Consider the following 24,250-nt stretch of genomic DNA (forward strand, 5'->3'; position numbering starts at 1 on the left):
CCGCGCGGTTCGCCGCGCGGCCTTTTTTATTGGAAGTTTCCCAGCCGACGTGACCGCCCTCAAGCGCTCCTCCTTCGCCGTCGATTTCGCGGCTTTCAGCCTGCAGGAAGGTGTGCGCGCGGGGCTTTCGGTCGCCGCACTCGTGGTGCTGCACGCCTGGTTCGATTTTCCGCTGCTTCTGCTGACCGCCCTCGGCGCGCTGCTGACCTGCCTGGCCGATGCCGGCACGCCGGGGCGCGAGCGGCTGCCGGCGCTGTTCGCTTTCGCGGTTTTGGGTGCGGCCATCGGCGTGCTCTTCGGGCTCGCCCGCGCGCAGGGCCTCTATCTTGCCATTCCCTTGGCCGGAATCGCGATCTTCATGGCGAGTTTCGCCCGCGTCTACGGCCCGGCTGGCATGCAGGTCGGCAATCTGCTCTCCGTCTGGATCGTGCTGGCGGTCGACGTGCCGCAGCCGAGCCTGCCTACGGCTCTGATCTCTGGCGGCATGTTCTTTATCGGATGTCTTTGGGCGATTTTTCTGACCAGCGTCATCTGGCGCATCCAGACCACGCTGCCCTTCCGCCATGTCATCGGCGATTGCTACCGGTCACTCGCCGCCATGACCCAGGACATGCGGGAAATCCTGGCTTTGCGGCTGGACGCACCGCTGGCCGCCGCGCGCTGGGAGCAGAATGCGCGGGTCTTTCGCGGCGGCGGTCGCGTCGTTATCGAAACCGCCCGCACCGATGTTCTGGCGCTGGCCCGCAGCCATGGCAGCGGCCCGCGTGTTTCGCGCGCATGGCTGCGGCTGGAAGCCGCCGATCAGGCCTTTGCCGCGCTCAGCGGCGTGGCCGATCTTCTGGAAGCCGGCCGCCGCGTCAATCAAACCCGCGCCGGGCGCATCCTGCGGCATCTGCGGCAAGACATGCTCTCGATCGCTCATGCCATCGATACGGATGAAAGCATCGACCTGCCGCGCCTGACGAAAAGCCTGAACGGCGTGCGCGGCTATATTGGCGAACTGCCGCCCTATGATCCGCTGCGCAAGCTGGTGGAAACCATTGCCGAGCGCCTTTTCGTCGCCGCCAGCCTGACGGCGCCGGAAAACCTCAATCCCGGAAGCTTCATGGACGGGCGCTCGGCGCTGCCATGGCCCGAGCGCGTGCTGGGGCCGATCCTCAGCAATCTGCACCGGGCATCGTCGCATCTGCGCCATGCCGGGATGGCCGGCTTCGCCGCTATCCTGTGCCTCTCCTATACGCTGCACCAGGAGCATGAATACGAACGCTGGCTGACCATCACACTGCTGATGACGATGCAGCCGCATTTCAGCCTGACATGGCAGCGCATGCTGGAGCGCATCGGCGGCACGGTGCTGGGCGGCCTGATCGCCTCGGGTCTCAGCCTGTTCCTGCATACGCCGCTGACCGTCAGCCTGGCGATGTTTCCCCTCGCCGTCATCGCCTTCACGCTGCGGCGGGTCAGCTTCGGGCTGTTTCTGTCCGCGCTGACGCCGATGGTCATTCTGCTGGTTGAGTCTTCCGCGCCCGGCGCGTCCGAAATCACCATCGCCCTGATGCGCGCGCTCTATACCGTCATCGGCGGCTTGCTCGCTTTGGTTTGCAGCCTTGCTTTGTGGCCTGGCCGTCAGCCGCAACGCGCCATGGAGGAAGTGCACGGCGCCATCGCCGCCCATGCCAAACTCGTCGACGGAACCTTGGGATTGATGCTGGGCGACACCGACATGGCGCATTGGGACAGCGGCCGCCGCCAATGCGGCATTACCAGCAACACGCTGGAGTCGGCTCTCAGCCGCAGCATGCTGGAGCCGCGCCTGATCTCCGGCAACCATGTGAATGCCGCGCTGACCATAGACGCGGCCTTGCGGCGCATCATGGGCCGCTCCACCGTCCTGCGCGTGTCCTGGGCGGGCGAGATCGCCGAAGGCAAGCCGCCGCCGGTTCCCATCGAAATCATCTTGCAATGGCGGCAATGGTGCGCGGATTGCGCCGCGCGCATTCTGGACGATGGCCCGGGGCGCGTGGCCAGCCTAACCCTACCGCCGCGCCCGGCGCTGGATGCGCCACCGGACGAACCGGTCGCCGATAGTCTCAGGCGCATCGCGCGGCAGATCGAATTGATCGCCGGCGCGATGCCGAAATTGCGGCGTTAAAGTTTTTCAGGTTGAGACTGAAACCTTCCCTATCGTCACCCGCGGCTTCAGCTGCGGGTCTACCCGTCGCGGCGCCTGAACGCCGTTTGGGCGCCCAGGCGGGTAGATGCCCGGCATGAAGCCGGGCAAGACATGGGACGGGATAATTCTACGTCATACTGAGTCGCTCTAATCTTCCAGCGCGCGCGCCTCGTCCGGCAGCATGATGGGAATGCCGCCACGAATGGGATAGGCAAGGCCTGCCGCCCGGCTGATGAGTTCGTCACGCTCGCGGTCATAGATCAGCGGTTGCTTGCTCAAGGGACAAACCAGAATTTCCAGCAGCCGGGGATCGACCGGCTGGTTCGGCACGGCCGTCTCTTCGGCAGCGCCACCCGTTACATCACTCACGCCAAGTCTCCTTCAGCTGAACCGAGGGTCGCTGCCCTCGCTATCGGTTTGGTGCTGGCCGAATTCCAGCAGGGTGGCCAAGGTCATGGCCCGCGTCGTCAGCGTATCCGCTTCCAGCAGGGCCTGTTTCTCGGACGGCGAGAAGGGACACATCATGCAGAGGCTGGTCAGCAGGGTCTGATCGTCCAGTTCATTGATCGCATCCCAGTCGGCGGTCAGTTTCTGCCTGTCGAAATAGAGCCGCAGGCTGGCGAGCAGACCCTGGCGCGGCAGGCCGATACCCTCATCCGTTTCCTGCAAATCCTGGGCGAAGGGCTCGTAGGACACGCGCAGCCGCCTATAGCCGCGCCGCATCTCCACCTCCTCCGTCGCCGCAAAGCGCGTGACGCCGAGAAGTGCGATCGCCAAACGGCCGTCCTCTGTTTCCGCGAAGCTGGTGACACGGCCCAGGCAGCCGATGCCGAACAGGCCGGGGCCTTTGGCATCCCCGGGCTTGAGGCTATCCGGCTGAATCATCCCGAACATGCGCCCGCCCGCCAAAGCATCCTCGACCATGGCCAGATAGCGCGGCTCGAAAATATTCAGCGGCAGGCGGCCGCCCGGCAGCAGCATGGCGCCGGACAGCGGAAAGACCGGAATCTCGGCCGGCAATTCACCCAGGACAGGATGAAACGCCCTTATGCCCGAGGCCATGACGGTCAGCTGAACAGCAGGGCGGACAGCTTGCGGCGCGCCGCCATGGTGGCCGGGTCATCCAGGCCCCAGGCCTCGAAGAACTTCAGCAATTGCAGCCGCGCCGCGTCCTCGTTCCAGCCGCGCTGGCGCTTCATGATGTCGAGCAGCGCCGCCGCCGCTTCCGCGCGCCGGTCGGTCGCGTTCAGCGCGGTCGCGAGTTCATAGCGGGCTTCATGATCGTCGGCATCGGCGGCAAGGCGTGCTTCCAGTTCGCGCAACTGGCCGCTGGCCTGCTTGCCTTCGATGGCAAGCAGCAGGGCGCTGCGCGCGCCGGCGACTTCGGCATGATCCACGATCTTGGCCGGCACTTCCGCCAGCAGCGCTTCCGCTTCCTCTTCCCGTCCCGCCGCCAGGAAGCAGCGGATCAGCCCGCCCCAGGCTTCCGGCTTCTCCGGCTCTTCCTGCAGCATGGCCTGATACAACTCGGCCGCGCTTTCGATATCGCCTTCTTCCTGCGCCGCGCGGGCGGCGGCCAGCAGATCGGCCGCCGGCATGGTGCCACCCGCCATCTTCAGCAGCGCCTCGACGAAGCGGCGCACTTCGCTTTCCGGCAAGCCGCCCTGGAAGATATCGGCGATCTGGCCCTGCCAGAAGGCCGCGACCGTCGGCACGGATTGCAGCGGCAGGCCAAGCTGGCTGAGCTGGGCGACCAGCGCCCGATTGGCATCCACGTCGATCTTAACCAAACGGACGCGGCCACCGGCCGCCGTCACCACCTTTTCCAGCGTCGGCGTCAGGGTTTTGCAGGGGCCGCACCAGGTCGCCCAGAAATCGACCAGAACCGGAATCTGGCGCGAGGCCTCGATCACGTCCTGCATGAAGGTCGCCTGATTGCCATCGATAATCGTGGGACCGGTGGCGGGCGTGGCGGCGGGCTGGCCGATAAGGTCCATGACTGTGCTTCTCTCTATGGTCGTCGGTCGTCGTTGGGACCGATCATAATGCGGATCGCGGCCAGCCCAAACCTCTGACATGGACCGGCCTCATATGAATGGCCGAGCCGGTTCGCGGAGCTGAAAACGGCAGATTGAGCTAGAGGGGCTGACGCATGGCGGCAAGGCCGGAGTGGTCTTGCAATCAGATCGTAACCCGCTTAGAACCCGGCTCAACGGAGCGCGGGCGTAGCTCAGGGGTAGAGCACAACCTTGCCAAGGTTGGGGTCGTGGGTTCGAATCCCATCGCCCGCTCCAACTATCCCACCAGAATTCAGATGGTGAGATAGCCGGCAGATAAAAGCACCTTCGGGTGCTTTTTGTCTTTCTAGGCCATTCATGTCTCAATCGAGAACATAGCTGATCGGGCGGCCCGTCGCCGGATGGCGCAGAATGCCCAACGGCAGACCGTAGATCGCCTGCAATTGCTCGGGTTGCATGATCTCCTCCGGCGTGCCGCGCGCAATCATATGCCCGCCCTTCAGCGCGATGACGTCATCGCAGAAGCGCGCCGCCATGTTCACGTCATGCAGCACGATGACGATGCCCAGGCCCCGCTCCCGCGCCAGACGATGGACAAGGTCCAGCACCTCCACCTGATGGGCAATGTCGAGGGCGGCGATCGGCTCATCCAGCAGCAGGCATTCGGCATCCTGTGCCACCAGCATGGCCAGCCAGACCCGCTGCCGCTCCCCGCCCGACAGCGTATCGACAAGCCGGTCCGCCAGCGGGCCGATGCCGGTCAAGGCCATCGCCTCGGCCACCTTCTCCCGATCCGTCTGGCCGAAACGGCCCAGCGCACCGTGCCAGGGATAGCGCCCAAGGGCGACCAGTTCCCGCACCAGGATGCCGGGGGCAGCCGGCGTCTGCTGCGGCAGATAGGCAAGCTTGCGCGCGAAAGGCCGATCACCCCAGTCACCAAGATCTTGGCCGGCAAAGGCGATGCGCCCACCGGTCATTGTTTCCTGCCGCGCCAGGAGCTTCAACAGCGTGGATTTGCCGGAGCCGTTATGGCCGATCAGGGCGATAACGCGCCGCGCCGGCAATGTCAGCGTCAGCGGCTGCAACAGGCATCGCCCCTCCACCGTGAAGCTTGCCTCGTGCAAAGCGAACAGCGGTGATGCGCCATCAACAACATGATCGATGGATGGCGCGGAAAGGACAGCCTGCATCACAGCTTCTCCGGTGCCGACACGGACGCAGGCACGCTTGTCATATCATCAATAAGGGAGCCGATACCGGCCAATCGTCAGGGGTCTGTCCGTTTATCAAAAATGCGACGCATTCGCATTCACTCTTACTGCCGGCCAGTGGGATGCGGCAACCCTGCCCCTGTGCCACACCTTATATCGGGTCGCGATCTGCGGCATGGTGCCGGCCTATTCGCTTGATGGTGACCGCTCATGGACCAGATCTCAGCCGCGCGCCTGTTCGGTGGCGTGCAATATGTCTTCCGCCACAGCTCGGAGGCGACGGGAACGCCGATGACTTTCGCGGCCTTCGTGCCGCCGCACGGCATCGGCGAGACCTTGCCGGTCGTCTATTTCCTGGCCGGCCTCACCTGCACGGAAGAGAATTTCACGGTCAAGGCCGGTGCCCAGCGGGTCGCGGCCGAGCTTGGCCTGATCCTGATCGCCCCCGATACCTCGCCGCGCGGCGAAGGCGTGCCGGATGATGCCGAAGGCGCCTATGATTTCGGCCTCGGTGCCGGCTTCTATCTGAATGCGACCGCCCTGCCCTGGACCCGCCATTACAAGATGGCGGACTACATCCTTCAGGACCTGCCGCGCGCCGTCGCCAGCGCCCTGCCCGTCGATATGACGCGACAATCCATCATGGGCCATTCCATGGGCGGTCATGGCGCCCTCACGCTATCGCTCCGCAACCCCGGCCGCTTCCGCGCGACCTCCGCCTTCGCGCCGATCGTCGCCCCCAGCCAATGCGCCTGGGGCGAAAAGGCCCTGGGCGGCTATCTCGGGCCGGATCGCGCCGCCTGGCGTGGCCATGATGCCGTGGCGCTGATCGAGGATGGTGCCAAAATCGCCGATATTCTGGTCGATCAGGGCCTGGCCGATAAGTTCCTGGCCGATCAGCTGAAGCCGGAGCTGCTGGAAGCCGCCTGCGACAAGGCCGGCATTCCGCTGACGCTGCGCCGTCAGGACGGCTACGATCATTCCTATTACTTCATCGCCAGTTTCATCGAAGACCATCTGCGCTGGCACGCGGCGAGGCTGGCACAAGGCTGACGCCTCTTGCCGGGGGCAAGGCTTGCCGCCACTCTCTGGCCCAAACAAACACCGCCGCACAGCATGGCGGTGGAGATCGGGCCAGGGACGGACGCATGACCATGAAAGCCAAGACACCCCGCGCATTCGGCAAAACGGGGCTGACCGTGACGGCGCTTGGCCTCGGCACCGCGCCCCTCGGCGGGCTTTACACGCCGGTCTCGGCCGCTGACGCGATGTCGGTTCTGGAAACCGGCTGGGATGCTGGCCTCCGCTATTTCGACAGCGCGCCGATGTATGGGCTGACACGGTCGGAACACCTGCTCGGCCGACTGTTGCAAGAAAAGACCGAGGATTTTGTCGTCTCGACCAAGGTCGGCCGGCTTATGACGACCGAACGGGCCGGGCGCGCTTTGCCGCCCGAGCCGCCGAAAAACCCGTTTGATGCCGGCTTCCAGAACGCCCTGCCGTTCCGGGAGGTCTTCGACTACAGCTATGACGGCGTCATGCGCAGCTTCGACGACAGCCAGCAGCGCTTGGGTCTGCGCAAACTTGATCTTCTGTATGTCCATGACATCGGCCCCGTGACGCATGGTGACCGGCAGGCCCATCACTGGTCCGCCCTGACCAGGGGCGGCGGCTTCCGCGCCTTGGCCGAATTGAAGGCGCATGGCGACATTGCGGGCTTCGGCCTTGGCGTTAACGAATGGGAAATCATTCGAGAGGCGCTGGAGGAAACCGACCTCGATGCCTGCCTGCTGGCTGGCCGCTATACCCTGCTCGACCGTTCAGCCGCAGAGACGTTTCTCCCCCTGGCCGAAAAGCGCCACGTCGCCATTGCCCTCGGCGGGGCCTTCAATTCCGGCATTCTGGCCGCGCCGCCGGGTGGCGCACAAAAGTTCAACTATGTCGATGCGCCGAGCGCGATTGTCGCCCGCGTGGACGCGTTGCGCGCCGTCTGCGCGGACTATGCTATTCCGCTGGCCGCCGCCGCCATCCAGTTTCCGCTGCGCCATGCCGGCATCGCAACCGTCGTCATCGGCGCGCAGACCACAGCGCAATTGCTGCAGAATATCGCGTGGTTCGAAATGGACCTGCCGGACAATCTTTGGACTGATCTCGACCTTGTCACAGCCGGCGGCTGACACCCGAAACGGCATGGTCGCGCAGGTTTCGCGGACGAGGAGCGGCACGTGAAAACCAATCGGTTTTAGTTCGAAGTCGAAACACACAAGCCATTGCAACAGGTCTAGACTGCCTGAAGCGCATTCCGGGGCAGTCGCTTTTGTATTGACGATGAAGATGGGCTGCCCGATGGGTGGGCCGGTCTACTGAAACGATCCATACACTGCCATCGGTAAGGGGTCGTCAGGTTCTTCGCACGACGCTGCGCGCCGTGTTTCACCGCACAAGGAGCGCGCATCCCATGGCAAGAACGAAGGTATTGCTGGTCGGCGAAAGCTGGGTCACGACCGCTACGCATTTGAAAGGTTTCGACCAATTCGGCAGCGTTACCTTTCATCTGGGCGCGGAACCCCTGGTGGCGGTACTGAAGGACAGCCCTTTTGAACTGACCTATATGCCGTCGCACGAAGCGGCGGAGAAATTCCCCTTCGCACTGGAAGAATTGCAGCAATATCAGGTGATTTTGCTGTCCGATATCGGTGCCAATACGCTGCTGCTGCCGCAGTCCGTCTGGCTTCAGGGCAAGCCGGTGCCCAATCGCCTCAAGCTCATCCGCGACTGGACAGCCGCCGGCGGTGGCCTGGCCATGATCGGCGGCTATTTCAGCTTCCAGGGGATCGACGGAAAGGCCCGCTGGCGCCGCACGCCGGTGGAAGACGCCCTGCCCGTGACCTGTCTGCCCTATGACGACCGTCTTGAAGTGCCCGAGGGATTTCAGGCCGATATCCTGATGCCCGAGCATCCGATCCTGTCCGGCATCACCGGCCCCTGGCCGGTTCTGCTGGGCGCGAACGAGATCGAAGCCAAGCCGGGCACCGAGATTCTCGCCCGACTGCCGGCCGAGGAAGGCGGGCATCCGCTGCTCGTCACAGGCGGCCATGGTCGCGGTCGGACGGCCGCCTGGGCCTCCGATATCGGACCGCATTGGGTGCCGAACGACTTCGTCGCCTGGGACGGCTACGGCAAGCTGTGGCGTAACCTATTGGGCTGGCTGTCTCACACGGCCTGACCATCCGGCGCGGTGCGATCGTTCCATTGCCGACGCATGATGGCGATCAACCGCGCCAGAGCCGGATGGCTCTGCCGCCTGCTGGGATAATAGAGGCAGAAGCCCGCGCCTTGAGATGACCAGGTGGGCAGCACGACTTCCAGCGCTCCGGTTTTGAGATCATCCGCTATCAGGGCTTCCAGCACATAGCCGATGCCTAAGCCGCCACGGATGGCGGTGAGCGAGGTCTGCGTGTCGTTGAAGGTCAGCATGCCCGGCACGTCGACCCGCATCATCGCAGCGCCATCCCCCAATTCCCAGCGATAGACGGCATTATTGCCCAGCATCAGGCGAATGCAGTGATGCTGCTGCAAGTCCTCCGGGCTGTCCGGCCGGCCCATGCGCGCCAGATAGGCCGGGCTTGCCGCCAAGACCCAGCGCAGGGCGCCGGTCAGCGGGATGGCGATCATATCCTGCGCCACGGCGTCGCCGTAGCGGATACCGGCGTCAAAACCTTCGGCCACGATATCGACCGGCCGATTATCCACACTGACCGTCAATCGCGTGCCTGGCGTTTTGGCTGCGAAAGCCGGCAAGGCTGGTTGCAGCAGCAAAACAGCGGCATCCGCCGGCACATTGAGGCGGATTTCGCCCAAAACTTCAGCCTGGGTGCCGGCCGCCACCCGCAGCGCATCGTCGATAATGCCAAAGCCGCTTTCCAGCGCCCGCGCCAGATCCAGGCCCAGCACCGTCGGCGCGACGGAGCGCGTGGTCCGGTTCAACAGCTTCGCGTTCAACCGGGTCTCCAACCGGCGGATGGCATGGCTGAGAGCCGAAGCGGTAACCCCCATTTCAATGGCCGCGCCGCGCAGGCTGCGATGGCGCAAAATAGTGGAAAAGGCGTTGAGATCGGCCAAGGTCGAGCGGTCGAGCAGCGGCATTGTGAACTGCCCTCATGCGGTTACTGAATTCGGCTCAGCCTCCTACGGCTGTGCTTGGGACACAACGCATTATATCCAGGGCCATCGGACTCATCTGATCGGAGAAGAATCATGGAAACCATGACAATCGGCAAAAGCGGGGTCGTCACGTCCCGCGTCGGTCTCGGCACCTGGGCCATCGGCGGCTGGATGTGGGGCGGCACCGATGAGAAGGAAGCCATCGCGACCATCCGCTCGGCCGTCGAAATGGGCGTGACCCTGATCGACACCGCCCCGGTCTACGGTTTCGGCAATTCGGAAGAAATCGTCGGCAAAGCCCTGGCCGAAGGCGGCCTGCGCGCGAAGGCGCAGATCGCGACCAAGGTCGGGCTCGCCTGGTCGGACGGCAAGGTGTTCCGCGACAGCCGCAGCGCCCGTATCGAGCAGGAAATCGATGACTCGCTGCGTCGCCTGCAGACGGATGTGATCGACCTCTATCAGGTTCATTGGCCGGACCTGGAAACGCCTTTCGAGGAGACGGCGGCCGTTCTGCAAAGCCTGCTGGACAAGGGGAAAATTCGCGCCATCGGCGTCAGCAATTATTCGCCCGCCCAGATGGCCGCTTTCGCCAAGGTCGCCCGGCTGGATGCCGTGCAGCCGCCCTATAACCTGTTCGAGCGCGGCATCGAAGCGGACGTGCTGCCCTATTCGGCTGAAAACGGCCTGACGGTGCTGAGCTACGGTGCCCTTTGCCGTGGCCTGCTCAGCGGCCGCATCACCGCCGAGACCAAGTTCAACGGCGACGATCTGCGCAACCGCGACCCGAAATTCCAGCCTGACACGCTGCCGCGCTACGCCGCTGCGGTGGCAGAACTGGACAAGCTCGCGAAGGAACGCTTCGGCAAGGATGTGCTGGCGCTAGCCGTGCGCTGGGTTCTGGACCAGGGCCCGACGATCGCGCTGTGGGGTGCGCGCCATCCGCGCCAGCTGGAGGCGATCGCCGCCGTCAGCGGCTGGTCGCTCGACGCTGAGACCAAGAAGGACATCGACGCCATCCTGGCCCGCACCGTGCGGGAGCCGATCGGGCCGGAATTCATGGCGCCCCCGACCCAGCGCCCGGCGCTGTAGAACGACACGAAATCTTCAAAGAAAAAGCCCGGCGGGATTGCTCCCGCCGGGCTTTTTCATGGGGAACCTTTTGGGCTCAGACCTTGACGGTCGAGGCCGTGTAGATTTCCGAGATAGCCGCGCCGATGGCGGCGTTGAATTCGGCGTCGCTCATCTGCTTGGTCAGCCCTTCCGTCAGCGCGCGGGAGAAGCTGGCGATCATGCCGTGGTTCGCCGCCAGATGCTGGCAGGCATCGGTGCGGGAATAGCCACCCGACAGCGCCACGACGCGCACGACCTTCGCGTGCTCGACCAGCGGCTTATAGAAATCCGGCACGGTCGGGATGGTCAGCTTCAGCATCACCTGACGGCCCGCCGGCAGGGCATCCAGCGCCTTCAGGATTTCCTGCTGCAGCAGAGCCTCAGCCTCGGCCTTCTGCGGGCTCTTGATCAGCACTTCCGGCTCGATGATCGGCATCAGCCCATGGGCCGAAATCTGCGCCGCGATTTCGAACTGCTGGGCGACGATGGCGGCAACGCCGGTGGGCGAGGCCAGATTGATGGTCGAGCGCATCTTGGTGCCGAAAACGCCAAGCTTGACCGCGCGTTCCAGCAGCGGGTCCAGGCCGGGGATCGGCTTCATAAGGCTGACGCCGTCGGCCTCGGCTTCCAGACCCTTGTCCATCTTCAGGAAGGGAACGACGCCGCGCTCTTCCCACATAAAGGACGGAACCGGCTTGCCTTCGGCCTCGCCATCCATTGTCTTCTCAAACAGGATGGCGCCGATCACCTTATCGCCGGTGAAGGCGGGTGCCGTCATGATGCGGACGCGCATCTCATGCATCAGCTGGAACATTTCGGCATCGCCGCTATAGGCGCTGTCCGGAATGCCATAGGCCCGGAGCGCCCCAGGCGTGGACCCGCCGCTTTGATCCAGCGCGGCGATGAAGCCGCCTTTCTGAGCCATCTGCGTCAGCATTTTTTCATCGGCCATGATCACGGTCCTTGAGAGCGGTCACGAGGAACAAACAGGGTCTCGGTACGACCGGATGCCCCGTCCAAGCGCCCGAGGGTTTTGGCATAGGCATCCTGCCCCCGCAATCTTGGCCTTTCCGCCAAGGCCAGCGAAGACGCACCCGCAAACCAGCCCCGCTCCCGGTTTTGTGAGGCCTGGCGTCGATACGGCTCCACGCCAGGGCTTCGAAAATATTGATAATGATTATCACTATCATTCCTTGACGGAGGCAGAAGCCCTCGGTTAGCCTGCAATTGCGAATCGTTCGCAATTTTACACGACGCAGCCCCACGACGCGCCGCTGACCATGCCGCGATAGAGGCGAATGATGACTGATAGCGACGAAAAAGGCAGTCAGGCCGAGCAATTGGCCTTGTGGATTATCCGCAGCGCCAGACGCGGCCCCGGACTGCCCTTCAGTGTCTGGATGACGGGTCACCGGGATCACTGGCGCGATCTGCAATCCATCATCGCGCTCTTTCGGGATATCAACCGGGACTTCACGGCCCGACGTGGCGCGGGCCTGGATATCGCGCCACTCAGCCAGCTGGGCATGACGGTGGAGGAACGCCACCTGCTGCGCGCCGCAGCCGCCGCCCAGGCCGAAGACGACGCCGTTCTGAGCGAGTTGACGGCCATGCTCTGCCCGCATCCCGCGCTGGTCTCCGCGCTCGCCGATGCCGCTTCCATGCTGGGCGCCGTTCTGGCCACGCATGGCTACTGGCTGCCGAAACCGGACAGCGATTGCCGCCGCCTGCCCGGCCCGGCGCTGTCGGTCGCCCGCCGCCGCAGCACGACCTGGGACCGCGCCGATATCATGTGGCCCTGAAAGCCGCAGCCATCCCCCTGACCGTCGATCACGACCGTGTCGGCCCGACAAGGATTTTTCGTCATGCTCATGAACAGATATGTCGGACTTTGCGACAATCTCCCCCAGCTTGAAAACAGCCTGTTATGGACGATGCGCGCCTGGGTGCTGGGCCATTGCCGCAGGCGGGATGTGAGCGACAGCATCCAGGGCGTGTTCGACCAGCTGCGCGCCTCCGAAGCCTGTTTCCATTTCGACCATTTCATGCAGGCGCTCAGCCGTGGCGCCAACCGCAGCCTGGAAGTCAATTGCGTCTGCAATTCCATGTTCAGCGAGGATGAAGCCGCGCTCATCGACATTTTCGCGCTGCAGCAGCGCGAGCAGCATGAGGAAGCTTTCGAGAAGCTGACGCGCATCACCACCGAATTCGCTGCTATGGCGGGGTGCGACCATGCCAATCGCGTCGCCATCGCGCTGTCTGACAGCGGCCATGTCTTCAATGGCGCAACCGTCACGGCGTCACCTGGCCGCCGCTGGCAGGCGGTCTCGGTCAGCCCCGCCTCCCTCTCCATTCACTGAGTCTCGGCCGGAACCGCAATCGCCTTTCTGTTCGGCACGGCAACCGCGGCAGCCCACAGGGCTGTCGCGGTTTTATTTTGGGCAAAGGACGAAGCCCGGCCGGTGAAATTGTGCAGAGCAAAATCTCATAGGCCGATCAGACGTTCACGCTGCATCGGGCCGGCAGACAGACAGTCTGCGACATCATGACGTAAAAACCGGCGCAAACGCCGGAGGCTTACCCCAAATTCCCCCATTGCCTACCGAGGTCAAGGTTTCGCGACCGGATCGGCACTGCGCATGTGTGCCGGCCAGTTGACATTTGCACGGGCGCGACGGAGAATGTCTGCAACTAATGAAGATAAGATAACGGGAGGCGGTCCTCATATGCTGAGGCAGCACATTCTATCTGCGGAGATGCAAGCGTGAGCAGCGCTTCCTCCGTCAATCTGCAATCCGCCGCCCCGGTCATGTTTGATCTGGCCGACATCATCGTCCGCGAACAGGGCAAGTTGAGCGAAATCGACGGCCAGACCGGCGATGGCGATCATGGTGTCAATATGGGCAAAGGCTTTCGCATCGCCGGTGAGCGTCTGCGCGCCCTGCCGTCCTTTACGCTGCCGGAAGGTCTGGCACTGCTGGGCGACACGCTGCTGAGCGATATCGGCGGGTCCATGGGTCCGCTCTACGGCACCTTCTTTACCGATATGAGCGAAGTATTGGACGGCAAGGACAGCCTGGACGCCGCCGACTTTTCCGCGATGCTGGCAGCCGGCCTCGCCGCCGTTCAAGGGCTGGGCGAAGCGAAGCCGGGCGACAAGACCCTGGTGGATGTCATCGTTCCCGCAAGCCAGGCCTTCAATGCCGCTGTCGCCGAAGGCAAAAGCTTCACCGAAGCGCTCGAGGCCTTACAAACCGCCGCCGCCGCCGGGCTGGAAGCGACGCGCGACATGGTGGCCAAGGTCGGCCGCGCCAGCCGCCTGGGTGAGCGTTCGCGCGGCACGCTGGATGCCGGCGCCGCGTCCTGTGACATGATTTTGGAAACCCTGGCCGCAGGGCTGATCAAACAGCTCGCGACCTGACCAAAAAGGGGCAAGCATCGCTTGCCCCTTTGACTGCCGTCGACAAGAAGGGACGCAAGTCCCCAGTCTTCTTTTCCGTTGCGGGCCTTGTCTCTTTTGCCCGCCAAAAGAACAGAGATGTCCGGGATGCGTATAGCCATGACGCGCCTCTTCGTGCCGCCCGCCGCCCGCGCCCTTCACGCGGTCAGGCCATGCGGCGACCTGCCCCATTTCCATACGGTTTGATGTCATGAGCGCAAATACCGCCACCCGCACCGTTGCCCGCACCTCCCCCGCCTTGCGCCGCCTGATCGGCGGCGGTGTCGTGGTCGTGCTCGTCATTGCCATGGCGCTGAACACGAAGATCGTGAAGATCGGCAGCCAGGCCGATGCGACGCCGGGCGCCTTCGACCCCGCGACCTACGGCCAGAGCGAATTTCCGAAAATCCAGTCCGCGATCGAGGCCAAGGCCGTGGATGCCGCAACGCTGGCAGCCGCCATCGCCAAGGATCCGGCGGCTGCGGCCAAGCAATACGGCCTCGCCGCCGATATCGGCACCGAATATTCGGTCAAGTTCACGGCCGTCGTCGGCAAGGGCAATTTCGGCATCTATTTCATGAAGATCGCCGGCGTGCCGGACAATCTTTTCGTGCGCGTGCAGATGGGCCCGGCGATCAACGGCACGGCGGTGCGCGACGCTACCGGCCAGATCAACTTCGGGCAGTTCACCAATCAGATCGACTACCAGAATGCCGGGTCATCGCTGAATAACGAGATCAAAAAGCAGGTTCTGGGCAAGATCGATACCAAGAACCTCACCGGCAAGACGGTCAATGTCGTCGGCTCCTTCCAGTATGTGGTGCCGAACAGCTGGCTGATCACCCCGGTCAAGGTCGAGGTGCAGTGATGGATCAACTACCCAGCTCCTACCTCGCGCCAGATGTCGTTCTCTCGGCCCGCGACGTCGTCAAATCCTACGGCAATACCCATGCCCTGAAGGGCGTGAATTTCGACATCCATCGCGGCAAGGTAACAACGCTATTCGGCGAAAACGGCGCCGGTAAGTCGACGCTGATGAAGATCCTGTCGGGGGTTATCAACCCCACCAGCGGCACCATCACGCTGGACGGCAAGCCGGTGCATTTCGCCAATTCCACCGAAGCGCGCGATCACGGTATTTCCATCATCCATCAGGAACTCAGCCTCGCGCCCAATCTGAGCGTGCGCGACAATATCTTCATGGGCCGCGAAATCATGACGCCCACGGGGGTCAATTTCGCCGAGGAAGCGCGCCAGGCGCAGCTGCTCATGGAGGAATTGGAAGAAGAGATCGACCCGCTGACCCCGGTCGAGGAATTGCGCCTCGGCCAGCAGCAGATCGTCGAAATTGCCCGGGCGCTGTCCGTCGATTCCCGAATCCTGATCATGGACGAGCCCACTTCCGCGCTGAGCGCGAGCGAGGTTGAGGTTCTGTTCAAGGTCATCCGTGACCTAACGGCGCGCGGCGTCTCCATCGTCTATATTTCGCATCATTTGGAAGAAGCTTTGCAGATCACCGATTACGCGGTGGTTCTGCGCGATGGCAATATCACCGCCACGGCCGAGGCCCGCGACATCGATCTGGAATGGATCGTCCGCAATATGGTGGGCGAGAATTTCGATCTCGGCTCCCCGCCGACAGGCTATGAATTCGGCGAGGTTGCGCTCTCCATCCGCGATATCAGCGTTCCGGGCGCGCTACCCGATACACTGTCGGTCGATCACCTGTCGCTCGATGTCCGCGCCGGGGAAATCGTCTGCATCTACGGATTGATGGGCGCAGGCCGCACCGAATTGCTGGAATGCGTCGCCGGCCGCGTGCAGAAAGCCGGCGGGCAAGTTCTGCTTGAGGGCCGAGACGTGTCGCGGTTGACGATTGCCCAGCGTATCGCCGAAGGCCTGGCGCTGGTTCCGGAAGACCGCCAGCGCGACGGCCTGGTGCAGACCATGTCGGTGGGTGAAAACCTGTCTTTGGCCAGCATCACCAATTTCGTGCGCGGTCTGTTTTTGTCGACCGGTCTGGAACGTAGCCTTATCCAGCAGTCGATCAAAGACGTGACGGTCAAGACCTCCGGCGGTGAAGCGCCGATCGGCTCACTGTCGGGCGGCAATCAGCAGAAAGTCGTCATCGGCAAGATGCTGGCGACCCATCCCCGCGTCATCATGCTGGACGAGCCGAGCCGTGGCATCGATGTCGGCGCCAAGGCGGAAGTCTTCAAGCTTCTGGCCGAACGCGCCAAAACCGGCCTCGCCGTCATCTACTCGACCTCCGAAGTCGGCGAATGCCTCAGTATCGCGCATCGGATCGTCGTCATGAGCCGCGGCAAGATCGCGGCCGAATTCAGCGCTGACGCCACCAAGGAAGAGATCATGGCCGCCTCCGGCGAAGCCGTGGTCGCCTGACACAGATCGCACAGAGTAGCGGAACATAGCATGAGCAACACCAGCCAGACGCTTCAGCGCAGCCGGTCCGGTCTTTTCAGCGACGGCTTCGATATCGGCCAGATGTTGCTGAAGGGCCGCGCCTTCTTCGCCCTGATCGCGATCATCATCGTCTTCTCCTTCCTGTCGCCCTATTACTTTTCGGTCGGCAATTTCCTGACCATGGCCTCGCATGTCGCGATCTATGCCATTCTCGCCATGGGCATGCTGCTGGTCATCCTGAACGGCGGCATTGATCTGTCGGTCGGTTCCACGCTTGGCCTGTCAGGCATCATCGCCGGCTTCCTGATGCAGGGCGTGACGCTGAAAGCGCTGGGCGTGACGCTGTATCCCTCGGTCTGGGTGGTCGTCGTGCTGTCCTGCGCGCTTGGCGCGGTGGTGGGCCTTGTCAACGGCGTGCTGATCGCCCGCTTCAAGGTGCCGGCCTTCGTGGCCACGCTGGGCGTGATGTATGTGGTGCGCGGCATCGCCCTGCTCATCACCAACGGCCTGACCTACAACAATCTCAGCGGCCAGGCCGATCTCGGCAATACCGGCTTCAACTGGCTGGGCTTCAACCGGCTGTTCAATGTTCCCATCGGCGTGCTGGTGATGATCGTCATCGCCATCATCGGCAGCCTGATGCTGAACCGCACCGCCTTCGGCCGCTGGCTCTATGCCTCGGGCGGAAACGAGCGTGCGGCCGAATTGTCGGGCGTGCCGACCAAGCGCGTGCAGATCCTGGTCTATATGGCGTCGGGCGTCTGCGCCGCCATTGCCGGGTTGATCCTGTCCTCGCAGCTGACTTCGGCCGGTCCGACCGCCGGCACGTCCTACGAGCTCACGGCGATTGCCGCCGTCGTTATCGGCGGCGCGGCGCTGACCGGCGGACGCGGCAATATTCGTGGCACCCTGCTGGGCGCCTTCGTCATCGGCTTCCTGTCCGATGGCCTGGTGATCATCGGCATCTCCTCCTACTGGCAGACGGTCTTCACCGGCGGGGTCATCGTCCTCGCGGTGCTGCTGAATGCCGTTCAGTACAAGAAGCGCGCCAAACCCGCGCCGAAAGCTTCTCCTCAGCAAACCGGCAAGCCCGCCTGACCCAGGCCAGACCGCGACGGTGAGAGAATAGCCGGGCAACCGGCAGAGCCTGCTACAAACAAAGGGAACGACCATGTCCAAGAAGACCAAAGCCTGGATGCTGACGGCCATGACGCTGGCAGCCCCGCTCGCCACGGGTGCCTTTGTGGCGCCCACCGCCGCACACGCCGCCGGCGGCCTCATCTCCATCATCGTCAACGACCCGGCCAATAACTACTGGCTGACGGAAGGCAAGGTTGCCCAGGCCGAAGCCGAAGCGCTGGGCTACAAGGCCACCGTCGGCGCCAACAAGGGCGACACCAATTCCGAAAGCAACCTGATCGACACCGCGATCACCAATAAGTCGGTCGCCATCATCCTTGACCCCGCCAATGCGTCCGGCTCCATCGGCGCCGTCAAGAAGGCGGTCGCCGCCGGCATTCCCGTGTTCCTGGTCAATGCCGAAATCAACCAGCAGGGCCTGGCCAAAGCGCAGCTCGTCTCCAACAACGCCCAGGGCGCCGCAATCGGTGCGCAGGAATGGGTGAAGGATGTCGGCCAGCAGGGCAATTATGCCGAACTGCTCGGCGCGCCCTCCGACAACAACGCCGCCACGCGCTCCAACGGCTACGAAACGGTGCTGAGCCAGTATCCCGGCTTGGTGAAGACGGCCTCTCAGGTCGCCAACTGGGACCGCACCCAGGGTCATGACAAGATGCAGAGCATGTTGCAGGCGCATCCCGATATCATCGGCGTCATCAGCGGCAATGACGAAATGGCGCTCGGCGCCATCGCCGCCCTGAAGGAAGCCGGCAAGATCGGCTCGATCAAGGTCGGCGGTTTCGACGGTTCGCCGGACGCGGTTGCCGCTATCAAGGCCGGTGAGCTGCAATATACCGTGCTGCAGCCGGTCGCCATCTTCTCCAAGAAGGCGGTCGATGAGGCCGATGAATTCCTCAAGACCGGCAAGACCGGCGCCTCGGCCGAGAAGCAGCTGTTCGACTGCATCCTTATCACCAAGGATAATGTCGGCGATTTCGTGGCCCCCTTCACGCTGAAGCAGTAACTTGCGACTGCGGGAGCATCGCACCGCGATGCTCCCGCACCGGATTCCGCTTCGCTAGGGCAGATTATTCCCATGACCCATCTATTCGACGACCCTGACGATTTCGCGGCTGCGGCGCTTCACGGGTTCTGTGATATTCACGCCCGTCTGGTGCGCGCCACCCCCGGAGGCGTGCTGCGCGCGACGAAAACCGAGCCCGGCAAGGTCGCGCTCGTCATCGGCGGCGGCAGCGGGCATTACCCGGCTTTCGCCGGCTATGTCGGGCCCGGCTTCGCCGATGCGGCGGTTGCAGGCGACGTCTTCGCCTCCCCCTCCACCCGTCTGGTTCATGACGTTGCGGCAAAAGCGCATCGCGGCGGCGGCGTCATCCTGGGCTACGGCAATTACGCCGGTGACGTGCTGAACTTCGGCGCGGCGGCTGAGCGGCTGCGCAGCGGCGGCATCGACGCGCGCACGCTGGCCATCACCGACGACGTTGCCAGCGCATCCGCCGAGGAAATGCCTAAGCGCCGTGGCGTCGCGGGCGATGTCGCGGTCTTCAAGATTGCCGGGGCCGCAGCGGAAGCCGGCCTCTCCCTCGACGCCGTTGAGCGCGTCGCGCGCCTTGCCAATGACCGCACGCGCTCCTTCGGTGTCGCCTTCGGCGGCTGCACCCTGCCGGGTGCCGATGGGCCGCTCTTTACCGTGCCGCACGGCCGCATGGCCATCGGGCTGGGCATTCATGGCGAACCCGGTATCGCCGAGAGCCCGATCCTGCCGGCGGCAGACCTCGCTGCGCTATTGGTGGACCGGCTGGTGCAGGAAGCACCAGAGGGCGCTGGACAGCGTGTTGCCGTCATCCTCAACGGGCTCGGTAGCACCAAGCAGGAAGAACTCTTCGTTCTCTGGACCAGCGTCGCCGCCAAACTGAAGGCGCATGGTCTGGTCGCGGTCGCTCCGCTCGTCGGCGAATATGTCACCAGCCTCGACATGGAAGGCTGCTCGCTGACCCTGACCTGGCTGAACGACGAGCTTGAGGGCTTCTGGCTTGCCCCCTGCGATACCGCCGTGCTGGCGGTCGGCCGCATCGACGCAGAACCGGCAGACATCGACGCCCTGACCGCTGAGGTGGTGGACGCTCCGATCGCGCCGGGCAGCGCCGAATCGCAGGCCGATGGACAGCGAATCGCCGCCGGCTTCGCCCGGCTCGCCGCAGCCCTGAAAGACGCCGAGGCCGAACTGGGCCGCATCGACGCCCAAGCGGGCGACGGCGACCACGGCCAGGGCATGGCCCGCGGCTCGGCCGCCGGTGCTGCCGCCGCGCAGCGGGCCGCCGAGGCCGGCGCAGGGGCGGCAAGCGTGCTGGCCGCTGCCGCCAATGCCTGGGCCGACCGCGCGGGCGGCACCTCCGGCGCCATCTGGGGCCTTGGCCTGCTGGCCGCCAGCCGCGCACTGACCGATCAAACGTCGGCTGACGGTGCCGCTGTCGCGAAGGCGGCGCGCCAGGCGCTCGACAGCGTGCTGACGCTGGGACGCGCCCGTCCGGGCGATAAAACCCTGGTCGATGCCTTTGTGCCGTTTGTGGACGCGCTCGGTGCGGCCATGGCCGCAGGCGAAGCTTTGCCGAGGGCCTGGGCGGCCGGCGCTGCGGCGGCGGAACAAGGCGCCGAGGGCACAAAACAACTGATCCCGCGCCTGGGCCGGGCCCGCCCCCTGGCCGAGCGCAGCCTTGGCCACCCGGATGCGGGGGCTGTGTCCTTCGCCCTTTGCAGCCGCGTCGTTCTGGAATTCATGGGAGAGACCGATGTCTGAGCAAAAATTTACCATCGTCATCGGATGTGACGATGCCGGCACGCGCTTCCGCGAAGCCCTGGCTGCGGACTTGCGGAAAGATCCGCGTGTCGCCGAGGTCATCGATATCGGCGTCAGCGGTGATGACAAGACGGCCTATCCGCATGTCGCGGTAACGGCAGGGCGGATGGTGGCCGAAGGCCGCGCCGATCGCGCCCTGCTGATCTGCGGCACCGGCCTTGGCGTCGCCATCAGCGCCAATAAGGTGCCCGGCATTCGCGCCGTGACGGCGCATGACCCCTTCTCGGTCCAGCGCGCGATCCTGAGCAATAATGCACAGGTCCTTTGCCTGGGCGAGCGCGTCATCGGCCTGGAACTTGCCCGGGTTCTGGTGAAGGAGTGGCTGGCCCATCGCTTCGACGAAAGCTCGGCCTCTGCCTCCAAAGTGGCAGCCATCAGCGCCTATGAATCGGAATATGCCAGCCGTTGCTGATGTGATCGCGATGCATGGCAAGGGGATCTGCCGCCAGGCAGGTCCCCTTTTTCATGTCTGACCGCAAGGCGCGCCAGCGCTGAAACCCCGCCGTCCCGCGACCCCACTGCCAAGTTTCAGCCGCCACGCAATTGACGCAGCCCAAGCCAGCATTCTTTGAATCTCGGAAGGGCTTGCACGGTGCTGGAAACTACATTAGGGCCGGCACCCGTCAAACTCAGGATTTTGAGACATGAGCAAAGCCTTCCTCGCCTCCGTTCTTCAGGAGTCTCTTGATTGCACCGGTGTTGCGGCCAACCGCGCCGCGAGCGCCCTTGTGGACTCCATCGTGCATCAGCTGAAGACGACCGGCGGCTTCACCCTGCCGTCCTTCGGCACCTTCACGGTGAAGAAGACCAAGGCCCGCAAGGCTCTGAACCCGCGCACCGGCGAGCCGGTGAAGGTTAAGGCCGGCAAGACCGTCCGCTTCAAGGCCAGCCCGTCGCTGAAGAAAGACGTCTGAGGCTCTCCGCCTCTCAGGATAGGCGCCCCACCGACCCGCAAGGGCGGTAGGGCGCTGGTCCGCCTCTATCAGCGGCCACCGACACGCTGATCATTGGCGTTTGGTAAGTATCTAGAGCAGAACGAAATCCTGCGGCTGTAGCGGTTTCGGAATCTCTGTCTCCCCCAAGGCTTCCAGGACAGAAATCTCAATGATGCGCGCCAGCGCGTCCAGCGGCACGGCATTGGCCGTCCGTTCGAAGGGTTCCTGAAGCTCCTGCCCCAGCGCATCAAGTCCAAAAAACGCATAGGCCAGCACGACCGTTGCGAATGGCGTCATCCATCCCAGGGTGGAGGCAATGCCGATCGGCGCCAGAAGGCAGAACAGCCAGGCGGTGCGGTGCAGAAGCAGCGTATAGGCGAAAGGCGTCGGCGTGGACTGCAGGCGTTCGCAGGCAGCCTGAATATTACCCATCACCGCCAGACGCTCGGAAAAAAGCCGATACAGGATATCGGTCATCGCGCCGTCGCGCAGCGCCCCGGCGATCTCACGCGACTGGATATTGAGGATTTCGCCCGGCTTGCCTCTCAGCGCCGCAAGGGCCGCCCAGTCCTGCGCGGGCAGCCAGGGCTGCGCCGCCTCCAGCGGCTCGCCCCGCAACTGGCAGCGCAGCGCATGGGCGAAAGCAACGGCGCGGCGCCCCAGGCGCTGCCGTCGCTCCTCCTGACCCGGCAGAAGGGCGCCAAGATCACGCATGAAGGACCGGGTCTCGGCAATCAGCTGGCCCCATTGCTGGCGGGCTTCCCACCAGCGCTGGTAACAGGCATTGTTGCGGAAACCCAGGAAGATCGAGAGCGCAAGACCCAGTAGGGTAAAGGGCGCCAGGCTGATTCCGGAAAACCACATCGGCCTGAGATGGTAGACCCCGGTGACGCAGGCGGCGGCCAGGAAGACGACCACCAGCTCCGCGACAATCGCGCGAATGATCGACCCGCGCAGGATGAACAGCAGGCTGATGGGACTGGGATGAGGACGTACGATCATAGGCGCAATCTGCTTTTGGCGGGTGATTGGGGAGGCTGATGCGCGGCGAAGCCGAGCCGGATCAGGTCGAGGATAAAGACCTGGGGATTAGTCATCCCTGGGATGGGTCGGCAATGCAACCCGCGCCGCTGCCCTATTACCTGGACCATTTCATGCAGGTGCTGAGGTCCGTGGCGGCGCGCTACGGCTTCCTGCTGTCGGAGGACGAGGCGCGGCATATCGACCGCCTGCGGGGTCTGACCCTGCCGGCGCAGATGCTTTATGCGCGCCTGGCCAATCGGCTTGGCCCCTGCTTCCGGGTCGACAAGCTGCGCTATCCCGAGATTGCCGCTTTGGCGCCTGCCATCGCCGAGTTGCAGGCTGCTGACCTGCTGCACAGCTGCCAGACGGGCGAAGATAGCGACCCACTGCTCCGCTGCTTCACCTTGCCCGAGCTGACGGCCGCGCTGCGGCCGAGAGATGTCGCGGCACCCAAGCAACGCGGCGCATTGCTGGCTTGGCTTCATGATTGGGATGCGCGGGATGACTGGCTGGCCGGGCTTCTGGCCCGTTACCGCGTCGTCCGGTTGCCGGCCAAGGACGCTTGGCCTTTTCTCCGCTTTCTGTTCTTCGGCGAGTTGCGGGACAATCTCTCCGATTTCGTGGTGCGCGAACTTGGCTTCCTGACACCCGAGGCGATGGCGCCGGATCAGCTTGCCATCCGCTTCCACAGCCGCACCGAAGCAACGGATGCCTTTCGCATGGCCAATCTTTATGCGGAATTTCGCGTCATCCGCGAGACTGCCAGCGCCGCCGAGACTCTCGCATGGTGGCAGAGCCAGGGGATAGATCGCGGCGCTCTGACAGCCGGCCAGGCGGTCTTCGACCGGCTGATCGACCGGCTGGGGCGATTGCTGGAACGCGCGCGCGAACCCGCGCTCGCCCTCGCGCTTTACACCGCAAGCCCGCAGGGCAAGGTGCGCGACCGCCATGCCCGGTTATTGCTGAAAGACGGACGCCGCGCCGAGGCCAAACGCCTGGTCGACGCCATGCTGGCCGCCCCCCGCAGCACGGAGGAAGCCTATGCCGCGCGGCATCTGCAACGCCGGCTATCGCGGGTCCGACAGACCAGCGACGCCCGCAGCCTGCAGAAACTGGGCCGCATCGTGCATCTGACGCATGCAGCCGATACGGTTGAAGAGGCAACGCTCCTGCATTACCGCGCACGCGGCTGGAACGGCATTCATGCCGAAAACTGGCTATGGAACGCGACCTTCGGCCTTCTGCTCTGGGACAGCATTTACGATACCGGCCCTGGCACCTTTCATTCGCCATTGCAGACCGCGCCGTCAGATCTTTACGATATCGATTTTTATAAACGTCGGGCCAATGCCATCGAAACGCGACTGGCGGAACTGGCGCAGAACGGGCAGGCACTGTCACTCGCGCAGACGACGTTTACCACCAAACGCGGCCTGACCAATCCCTTCGTCCCCTGGCAGGACGATGTCATTCATTGCGTTTTAGCCCTTATCGAGCGATTGCCCCCGACCGGCCTGGCCGCCGTGCTGCGCCGCTTCGCGCAGGATATCCGTCATCATGCGCGCGGATTTCCCGATCTGTTTCTCTGGAAGGACAACCGCTATCGCTTTGTTGAAGTCAAATCGGAGAGCGACCAGCTCTCCCCCGCGCAATATGAGTGGGTGACGTTCTTTGAAGCATCCGGCCTTTGCGTCTCTATCGACAATGTCGTCAGGCCGTAAACAAGCGCCGAATATTATTCCGGCTAAGAAAAAACCAG

General features: G+C 63.9%; 23 protein-coding genes and 1 tRNA gene. 17 read left to right on the top strand and 7 right to left on the bottom strand.

The window, feature by feature from the left end:
- Positions 1 to 49 precede the first annotated feature (49 nt).
- Positions 50 to 2,152 carry an FUSC family protein gene (locus ASILVAE211_RS26305; protein ID WP_227320526.1) on the top strand — a complete coding sequence of 701 codons (2,103 nt, stop codon included), beginning with the start codon at positions 50 to 52 and terminating at the stop codon, positions 2,150 to 2,152.
- 168 nt (positions 2,153 to 2,320) lie between these two features.
- Here the strand turns inward: ASILVAE211_RS26305 and ASILVAE211_RS06740 are convergent, their stop codons facing one another.
- From ASILVAE211_RS06740 to ASILVAE211_RS06750, 3 genes are read right to left on the bottom strand one after another with little or no spacing between them, the layout of a single operon-like run.
- Complete coding sequence (locus ASILVAE211_RS06740) at positions 2,321 to 2,503, bottom strand: Trm112 family protein (RefSeq protein ID WP_227320763.1); 183 nt, start codon at positions 2,501 to 2,503, stop codon at positions 2,321 to 2,323.
- A gap of 51 nt (positions 2,504 to 2,554) precedes the next feature.
- Positions 2,555 to 3,235: an LON peptidase substrate-binding domain-containing protein gene (locus ASILVAE211_RS06745; RefSeq protein ID WP_227320527.1), complete on the bottom strand. Its 681-nt coding sequence runs from the start codon at positions 3,233 to 3,235 to the stop codon at positions 2,555 to 2,557.
- Between the two features lie 5 nt (positions 3,236 to 3,240).
- Entirely contained in the window at positions 3,241 to 4,170 is a 930-nt protein-coding gene (locus ASILVAE211_RS06750; protein ID WP_227320528.1) for a tetratricopeptide repeat protein, read from the bottom strand.
- Positions 4,171 to 4,392: 222 nt separating this feature from the next.
- Between ASILVAE211_RS06750 and ASILVAE211_RS06755 the strand changes: the two genes are divergently transcribed.
- Positions 4,393 to 4,467 (top strand) — tRNA-Gly (locus ASILVAE211_RS06755).
- 86 nt (positions 4,468 to 4,553) lie between these two features.
- Here the strand turns inward: ASILVAE211_RS06755 and ASILVAE211_RS06760 are convergent.
- Entirely contained in the window at positions 4,554 to 5,381 is an 828-nt protein-coding gene (locus ASILVAE211_RS06760; RefSeq protein WP_227320529.1) for an ATP-binding cassette domain-containing protein, read from the bottom strand.
- Positions 5,382 to 5,612: 231 nt separating this feature from the next.
- Between ASILVAE211_RS06760 and fghA the strand changes: the two genes are divergently transcribed.
- The 3 genes from fghA to ASILVAE211_RS06775 all read left to right on the top strand — a co-directional run bounded on the left by fghA (position 5,613) and on the right by ASILVAE211_RS06775 (position 8,628).
- Entirely contained in the window at positions 5,613 to 6,455 is an 843-nt protein-coding gene (fghA, locus tag ASILVAE211_RS06765) for an S-formylglutathione hydrolase (protein WP_227320530.1), read from the top strand.
- A gap of 95 nt (positions 6,456 to 6,550) precedes the next feature.
- Positions 6,551 to 7,579, top strand: coding sequence for an aldo/keto reductase (locus tag ASILVAE211_RS06770; protein WP_227320531.1), 1,029 nt, complete (start codon positions 6,551 to 6,553; stop codon positions 7,577 to 7,579).
- Between the two features lie 281 nt (positions 7,580 to 7,860).
- Positions 7,861 to 8,628, top strand: coding sequence for a glutamine amidotransferase (locus ASILVAE211_RS06775; RefSeq protein ID WP_227320532.1), 768 nt, complete (start codon positions 7,861 to 7,863; stop codon positions 8,626 to 8,628).
- On the opposite strand, the gene ASILVAE211_RS06780 is transcribed toward ASILVAE211_RS06775, so the two are convergent.
- Positions 8,616 to 9,548, bottom strand: coding sequence for a LysR family transcriptional regulator (locus tag ASILVAE211_RS06780; RefSeq protein ID WP_227320533.1), 933 nt, complete (start codon positions 9,546 to 9,548; stop codon positions 8,616 to 8,618). The genes ASILVAE211_RS06775 and ASILVAE211_RS06780 overlap by 13 nt on opposite strands.
- A gap of 111 nt (positions 9,549 to 9,659) precedes the next feature.
- On the opposite strand from ASILVAE211_RS06780, the gene ASILVAE211_RS06785 reads away from it, so the two are divergent.
- Positions 9,660 to 10,655 carry an aldo/keto reductase gene (locus tag ASILVAE211_RS06785; RefSeq protein ID WP_227320534.1) on the top strand — a complete coding sequence of 332 codons (996 nt, stop codon included), beginning with the start codon at positions 9,660 to 9,662 and terminating at the stop codon, positions 10,653 to 10,655.
- 76 nt (positions 10,656 to 10,731) lie between these two features.
- On the opposite strand, the gene ASILVAE211_RS06790 is transcribed toward ASILVAE211_RS06785, so the two are convergent.
- The gene (locus ASILVAE211_RS06790; protein ID WP_227320535.1) at positions 10,732 to 11,628 is read right to left on the bottom strand and encodes a fructose bisphosphate aldolase; all 897 of its coding nucleotides are present in this window, start codon (positions 11,626 to 11,628) and stop codon (positions 10,732 to 10,734) included.
- A 349-nt stretch (positions 11,629 to 11,977) separates the two neighbouring features.
- Between ASILVAE211_RS06790 and ASILVAE211_RS06795 the strand changes: the two genes are divergently transcribed.
- The 10 genes from ASILVAE211_RS06795 to ASILVAE211_RS06840 all read left to right on the top strand — a co-directional run bounded on the left by ASILVAE211_RS06795 (position 11,978) and on the right by ASILVAE211_RS06840 (position 21,447).
- Positions 11,978 to 12,478, top strand: coding sequence for a hypothetical protein (locus tag ASILVAE211_RS06795; RefSeq protein ID WP_227320536.1), 501 nt, complete (start codon positions 11,978 to 11,980; stop codon positions 12,476 to 12,478).
- 63 nt (positions 12,479 to 12,541) lie between these two features.
- A complete protein-coding gene (locus ASILVAE211_RS06800; protein ID WP_227320537.1) occupies positions 12,542 to 13,036 on the top strand; it encodes a hypothetical protein in 495 nt (164 codons plus the stop codon).
- Positions 13,037 to 13,440: 404 nt separating this feature from the next.
- The gene (gene dhaL, locus ASILVAE211_RS06805; protein WP_227320538.1) at positions 13,441 to 14,097 is read left to right on the top strand and encodes a dihydroxyacetone kinase subunit DhaL; all 657 of its coding nucleotides are present in this window, start codon (positions 13,441 to 13,443) and stop codon (positions 14,095 to 14,097) included.
- 229 nt (positions 14,098 to 14,326) lie between these two features.
- Positions 14,327 to 14,983, top strand: coding sequence for a DUF2291 family protein (locus ASILVAE211_RS06810; protein ID WP_227320539.1), 657 nt, complete (start codon positions 14,327 to 14,329; stop codon positions 14,981 to 14,983).
- Positions 14,983 to 16,518 (top strand): sugar ABC transporter ATP-binding protein, encoded by a 1,536-nt coding sequence (locus ASILVAE211_RS06815; RefSeq protein WP_227320540.1) that lies wholly within the window; start codon positions 14,983 to 14,985, stop codon positions 16,516 to 16,518. The genes ASILVAE211_RS06810 and ASILVAE211_RS06815 overlap by 1 nt, the downstream gene beginning before the upstream one ends.
- Positions 16,519 to 16,548: 30 nt before the next feature.
- The gene (locus ASILVAE211_RS06820; protein WP_227320541.1) at positions 16,549 to 17,637 is read left to right on the top strand and encodes an ABC transporter permease; all 1,089 of its coding nucleotides are present in this window, start codon (positions 16,549 to 16,551) and stop codon (positions 17,635 to 17,637) included.
- Between the two features lie 73 nt (positions 17,638 to 17,710).
- Positions 17,711 to 18,682: a D-ribose ABC transporter substrate-binding protein gene (locus tag ASILVAE211_RS06825; protein WP_227320542.1), complete on the top strand. Its 972-nt coding sequence runs from the start codon at positions 17,711 to 17,713 to the stop codon at positions 18,680 to 18,682.
- A gap of 72 nt (positions 18,683 to 18,754) precedes the next feature.
- Positions 18,755 to 20,473 (top strand): dihydroxyacetone kinase family protein, encoded by a 1,719-nt coding sequence (locus ASILVAE211_RS06830; protein WP_227320543.1) that lies wholly within the window; start codon positions 18,755 to 18,757, stop codon positions 20,471 to 20,473.
- Positions 20,466 to 20,945, top strand: a complete 480-nt coding sequence (locus ASILVAE211_RS06835) for a ribose-5-phosphate isomerase (RefSeq protein WP_227320544.1) — start codon at positions 20,466 to 20,468, stop codon at positions 20,943 to 20,945. Before ASILVAE211_RS06830 ends, ASILVAE211_RS06835 begins: the two co-directional genes overlap by 8 nt.
- Positions 20,946 to 21,177: 232 nt before the next feature.
- Positions 21,178 to 21,447: an HU family DNA-binding protein gene (locus ASILVAE211_RS06840; RefSeq protein WP_227307200.1), complete on the top strand. Its 270-nt coding sequence runs from the start codon at positions 21,178 to 21,180 to the stop codon at positions 21,445 to 21,447.
- A gap of 111 nt (positions 21,448 to 21,558) precedes the next feature.
- On the opposite strand, the gene ASILVAE211_RS06845 is transcribed toward ASILVAE211_RS06840, so the two are convergent.
- Positions 21,559 to 22,470, bottom strand: coding sequence for a bestrophin family protein (locus ASILVAE211_RS06845; RefSeq protein WP_227320545.1), 912 nt, complete (start codon positions 22,468 to 22,470; stop codon positions 21,559 to 21,561).
- A gap of 38 nt (positions 22,471 to 22,508) precedes the next feature.
- On the opposite strand from ASILVAE211_RS06845, the gene ASILVAE211_RS06850 reads away from it, so the two are divergent.
- Positions 22,509 to 24,212: a VRR-NUC domain-containing protein gene (locus ASILVAE211_RS06850; RefSeq protein WP_227320546.1), complete on the top strand. Its 1,704-nt coding sequence runs from the start codon at positions 22,509 to 22,511 to the stop codon at positions 24,210 to 24,212.
- The last annotated feature ends 38 nt before the right edge of the window (positions 24,213 to 24,250 follow it).

The sequence above is a fragment of the Acidisoma silvae genome (genome assembly GCF_020618775.1).
Classification (GTDB): domain Bacteria; phylum Pseudomonadota; class Alphaproteobacteria; order Acetobacterales; family Acetobacteraceae; genus Acidisoma; species Acidisoma silvae.

Bases quoted from the DNA above. Each gene is read 5' to 3' on its own strand.
- ASILVAE211_RS06825 (WP_227320542.1), top strand. From the start codon at position 17,711: ATGTCCAAGAAGACCAAAGCCTGGATGCTGACGGCCATGACGCTGGCA.
- ASILVAE211_RS06800 (WP_227320537.1), top strand. From the start codon at position 12,542: ATGCTCATGAACAGATATGTCGGACTTTGCGACAATCTCCCCCAGCTT.
- ASILVAE211_RS06840 (WP_227307200.1), top strand. From the start codon at position 21,178: ATGAGCAAAGCCTTCCTCGCCTCCGTTCTTCAGGAGTCTCTTGATTGC.
- fghA (WP_227320530.1), top strand. From the start codon at position 5,613: ATGGACCAGATCTCAGCCGCGCGCCTGTTCGGTGGCGTGCAATATGTC.
- ASILVAE211_RS06770 (WP_227320531.1), top strand. From the start codon at position 6,551: ATGACCATGAAAGCCAAGACACCCCGCGCATTCGGCAAAACGGGGCTG.
- ASILVAE211_RS06795 (WP_227320536.1), top strand. From the start codon at position 11,978: ATGACTGATAGCGACGAAAAAGGCAGTCAGGCCGAGCAATTGGCCTTG.
- ASILVAE211_RS06780 (WP_227320533.1), bottom strand. From the start codon at position 9,548: ATGCCGCTGCTCGACCGCTCGACCTTGGCCGATCTCAACGCCTTTTCC.
- ASILVAE211_RS06790 (WP_227320535.1), bottom strand. From the start codon at position 11,628: ATGGCCGATGAAAAAATGCTGACGCAGATGGCTCAGAAAGGCGGCTTC.
- ASILVAE211_RS06850 (WP_227320546.1), top strand. From the start codon at position 22,509: ATGCGCGGCGAAGCCGAGCCGGATCAGGTCGAGGATAAAGACCTGGGG.
- ASILVAE211_RS06835 (WP_227320544.1), top strand. From the start codon at position 20,466: ATGTCTGAGCAAAAATTTACCATCGTCATCGGATGTGACGATGCCGGC.
- ASILVAE211_RS06830 (WP_227320543.1), top strand. From the start codon at position 18,755: ATGACCCATCTATTCGACGACCCTGACGATTTCGCGGCTGCGGCGCTT.
- ASILVAE211_RS06785 (WP_227320534.1), top strand. From the start codon at position 9,660: ATGGAAACCATGACAATCGGCAAAAGCGGGGTCGTCACGTCCCGCGTC.
- ASILVAE211_RS06845 (WP_227320545.1), bottom strand. From the start codon at position 22,470: ATGATCGTACGTCCTCATCCCAGTCCCATCAGCCTGCTGTTCATCCTG.
- ASILVAE211_RS06810 (WP_227320539.1), top strand. From the start codon at position 14,327: ATGAGCGCAAATACCGCCACCCGCACCGTTGCCCGCACCTCCCCCGCC.
- ASILVAE211_RS06815 (WP_227320540.1), top strand. From the start codon at position 14,983: ATGGATCAACTACCCAGCTCCTACCTCGCGCCAGATGTCGTTCTCTCG.
- ASILVAE211_RS06775 (WP_227320532.1), top strand. From the start codon at position 7,861: ATGGCAAGAACGAAGGTATTGCTGGTCGGCGAAAGCTGGGTCACGACC.
- ASILVAE211_RS06745 (WP_227320527.1), bottom strand. From the start codon at position 3,235: ATGGCCTCGGGCATAAGGGCGTTTCATCCTGTCCTGGGTGAATTGCCG.
- ASILVAE211_RS06760 (WP_227320529.1), bottom strand. From the start codon at position 5,381: ATGCAGGCTGTCCTTTCCGCGCCATCCATCGATCATGTTGTTGATGGC.
- ASILVAE211_RS06750 (WP_227320528.1), bottom strand. From the start codon at position 4,170: ATGGACCTTATCGGCCAGCCCGCCGCCACGCCCGCCACCGGTCCCACG.
- ASILVAE211_RS06820 (WP_227320541.1), top strand. From the start codon at position 16,549: ATGAGCAACACCAGCCAGACGCTTCAGCGCAGCCGGTCCGGTCTTTTC.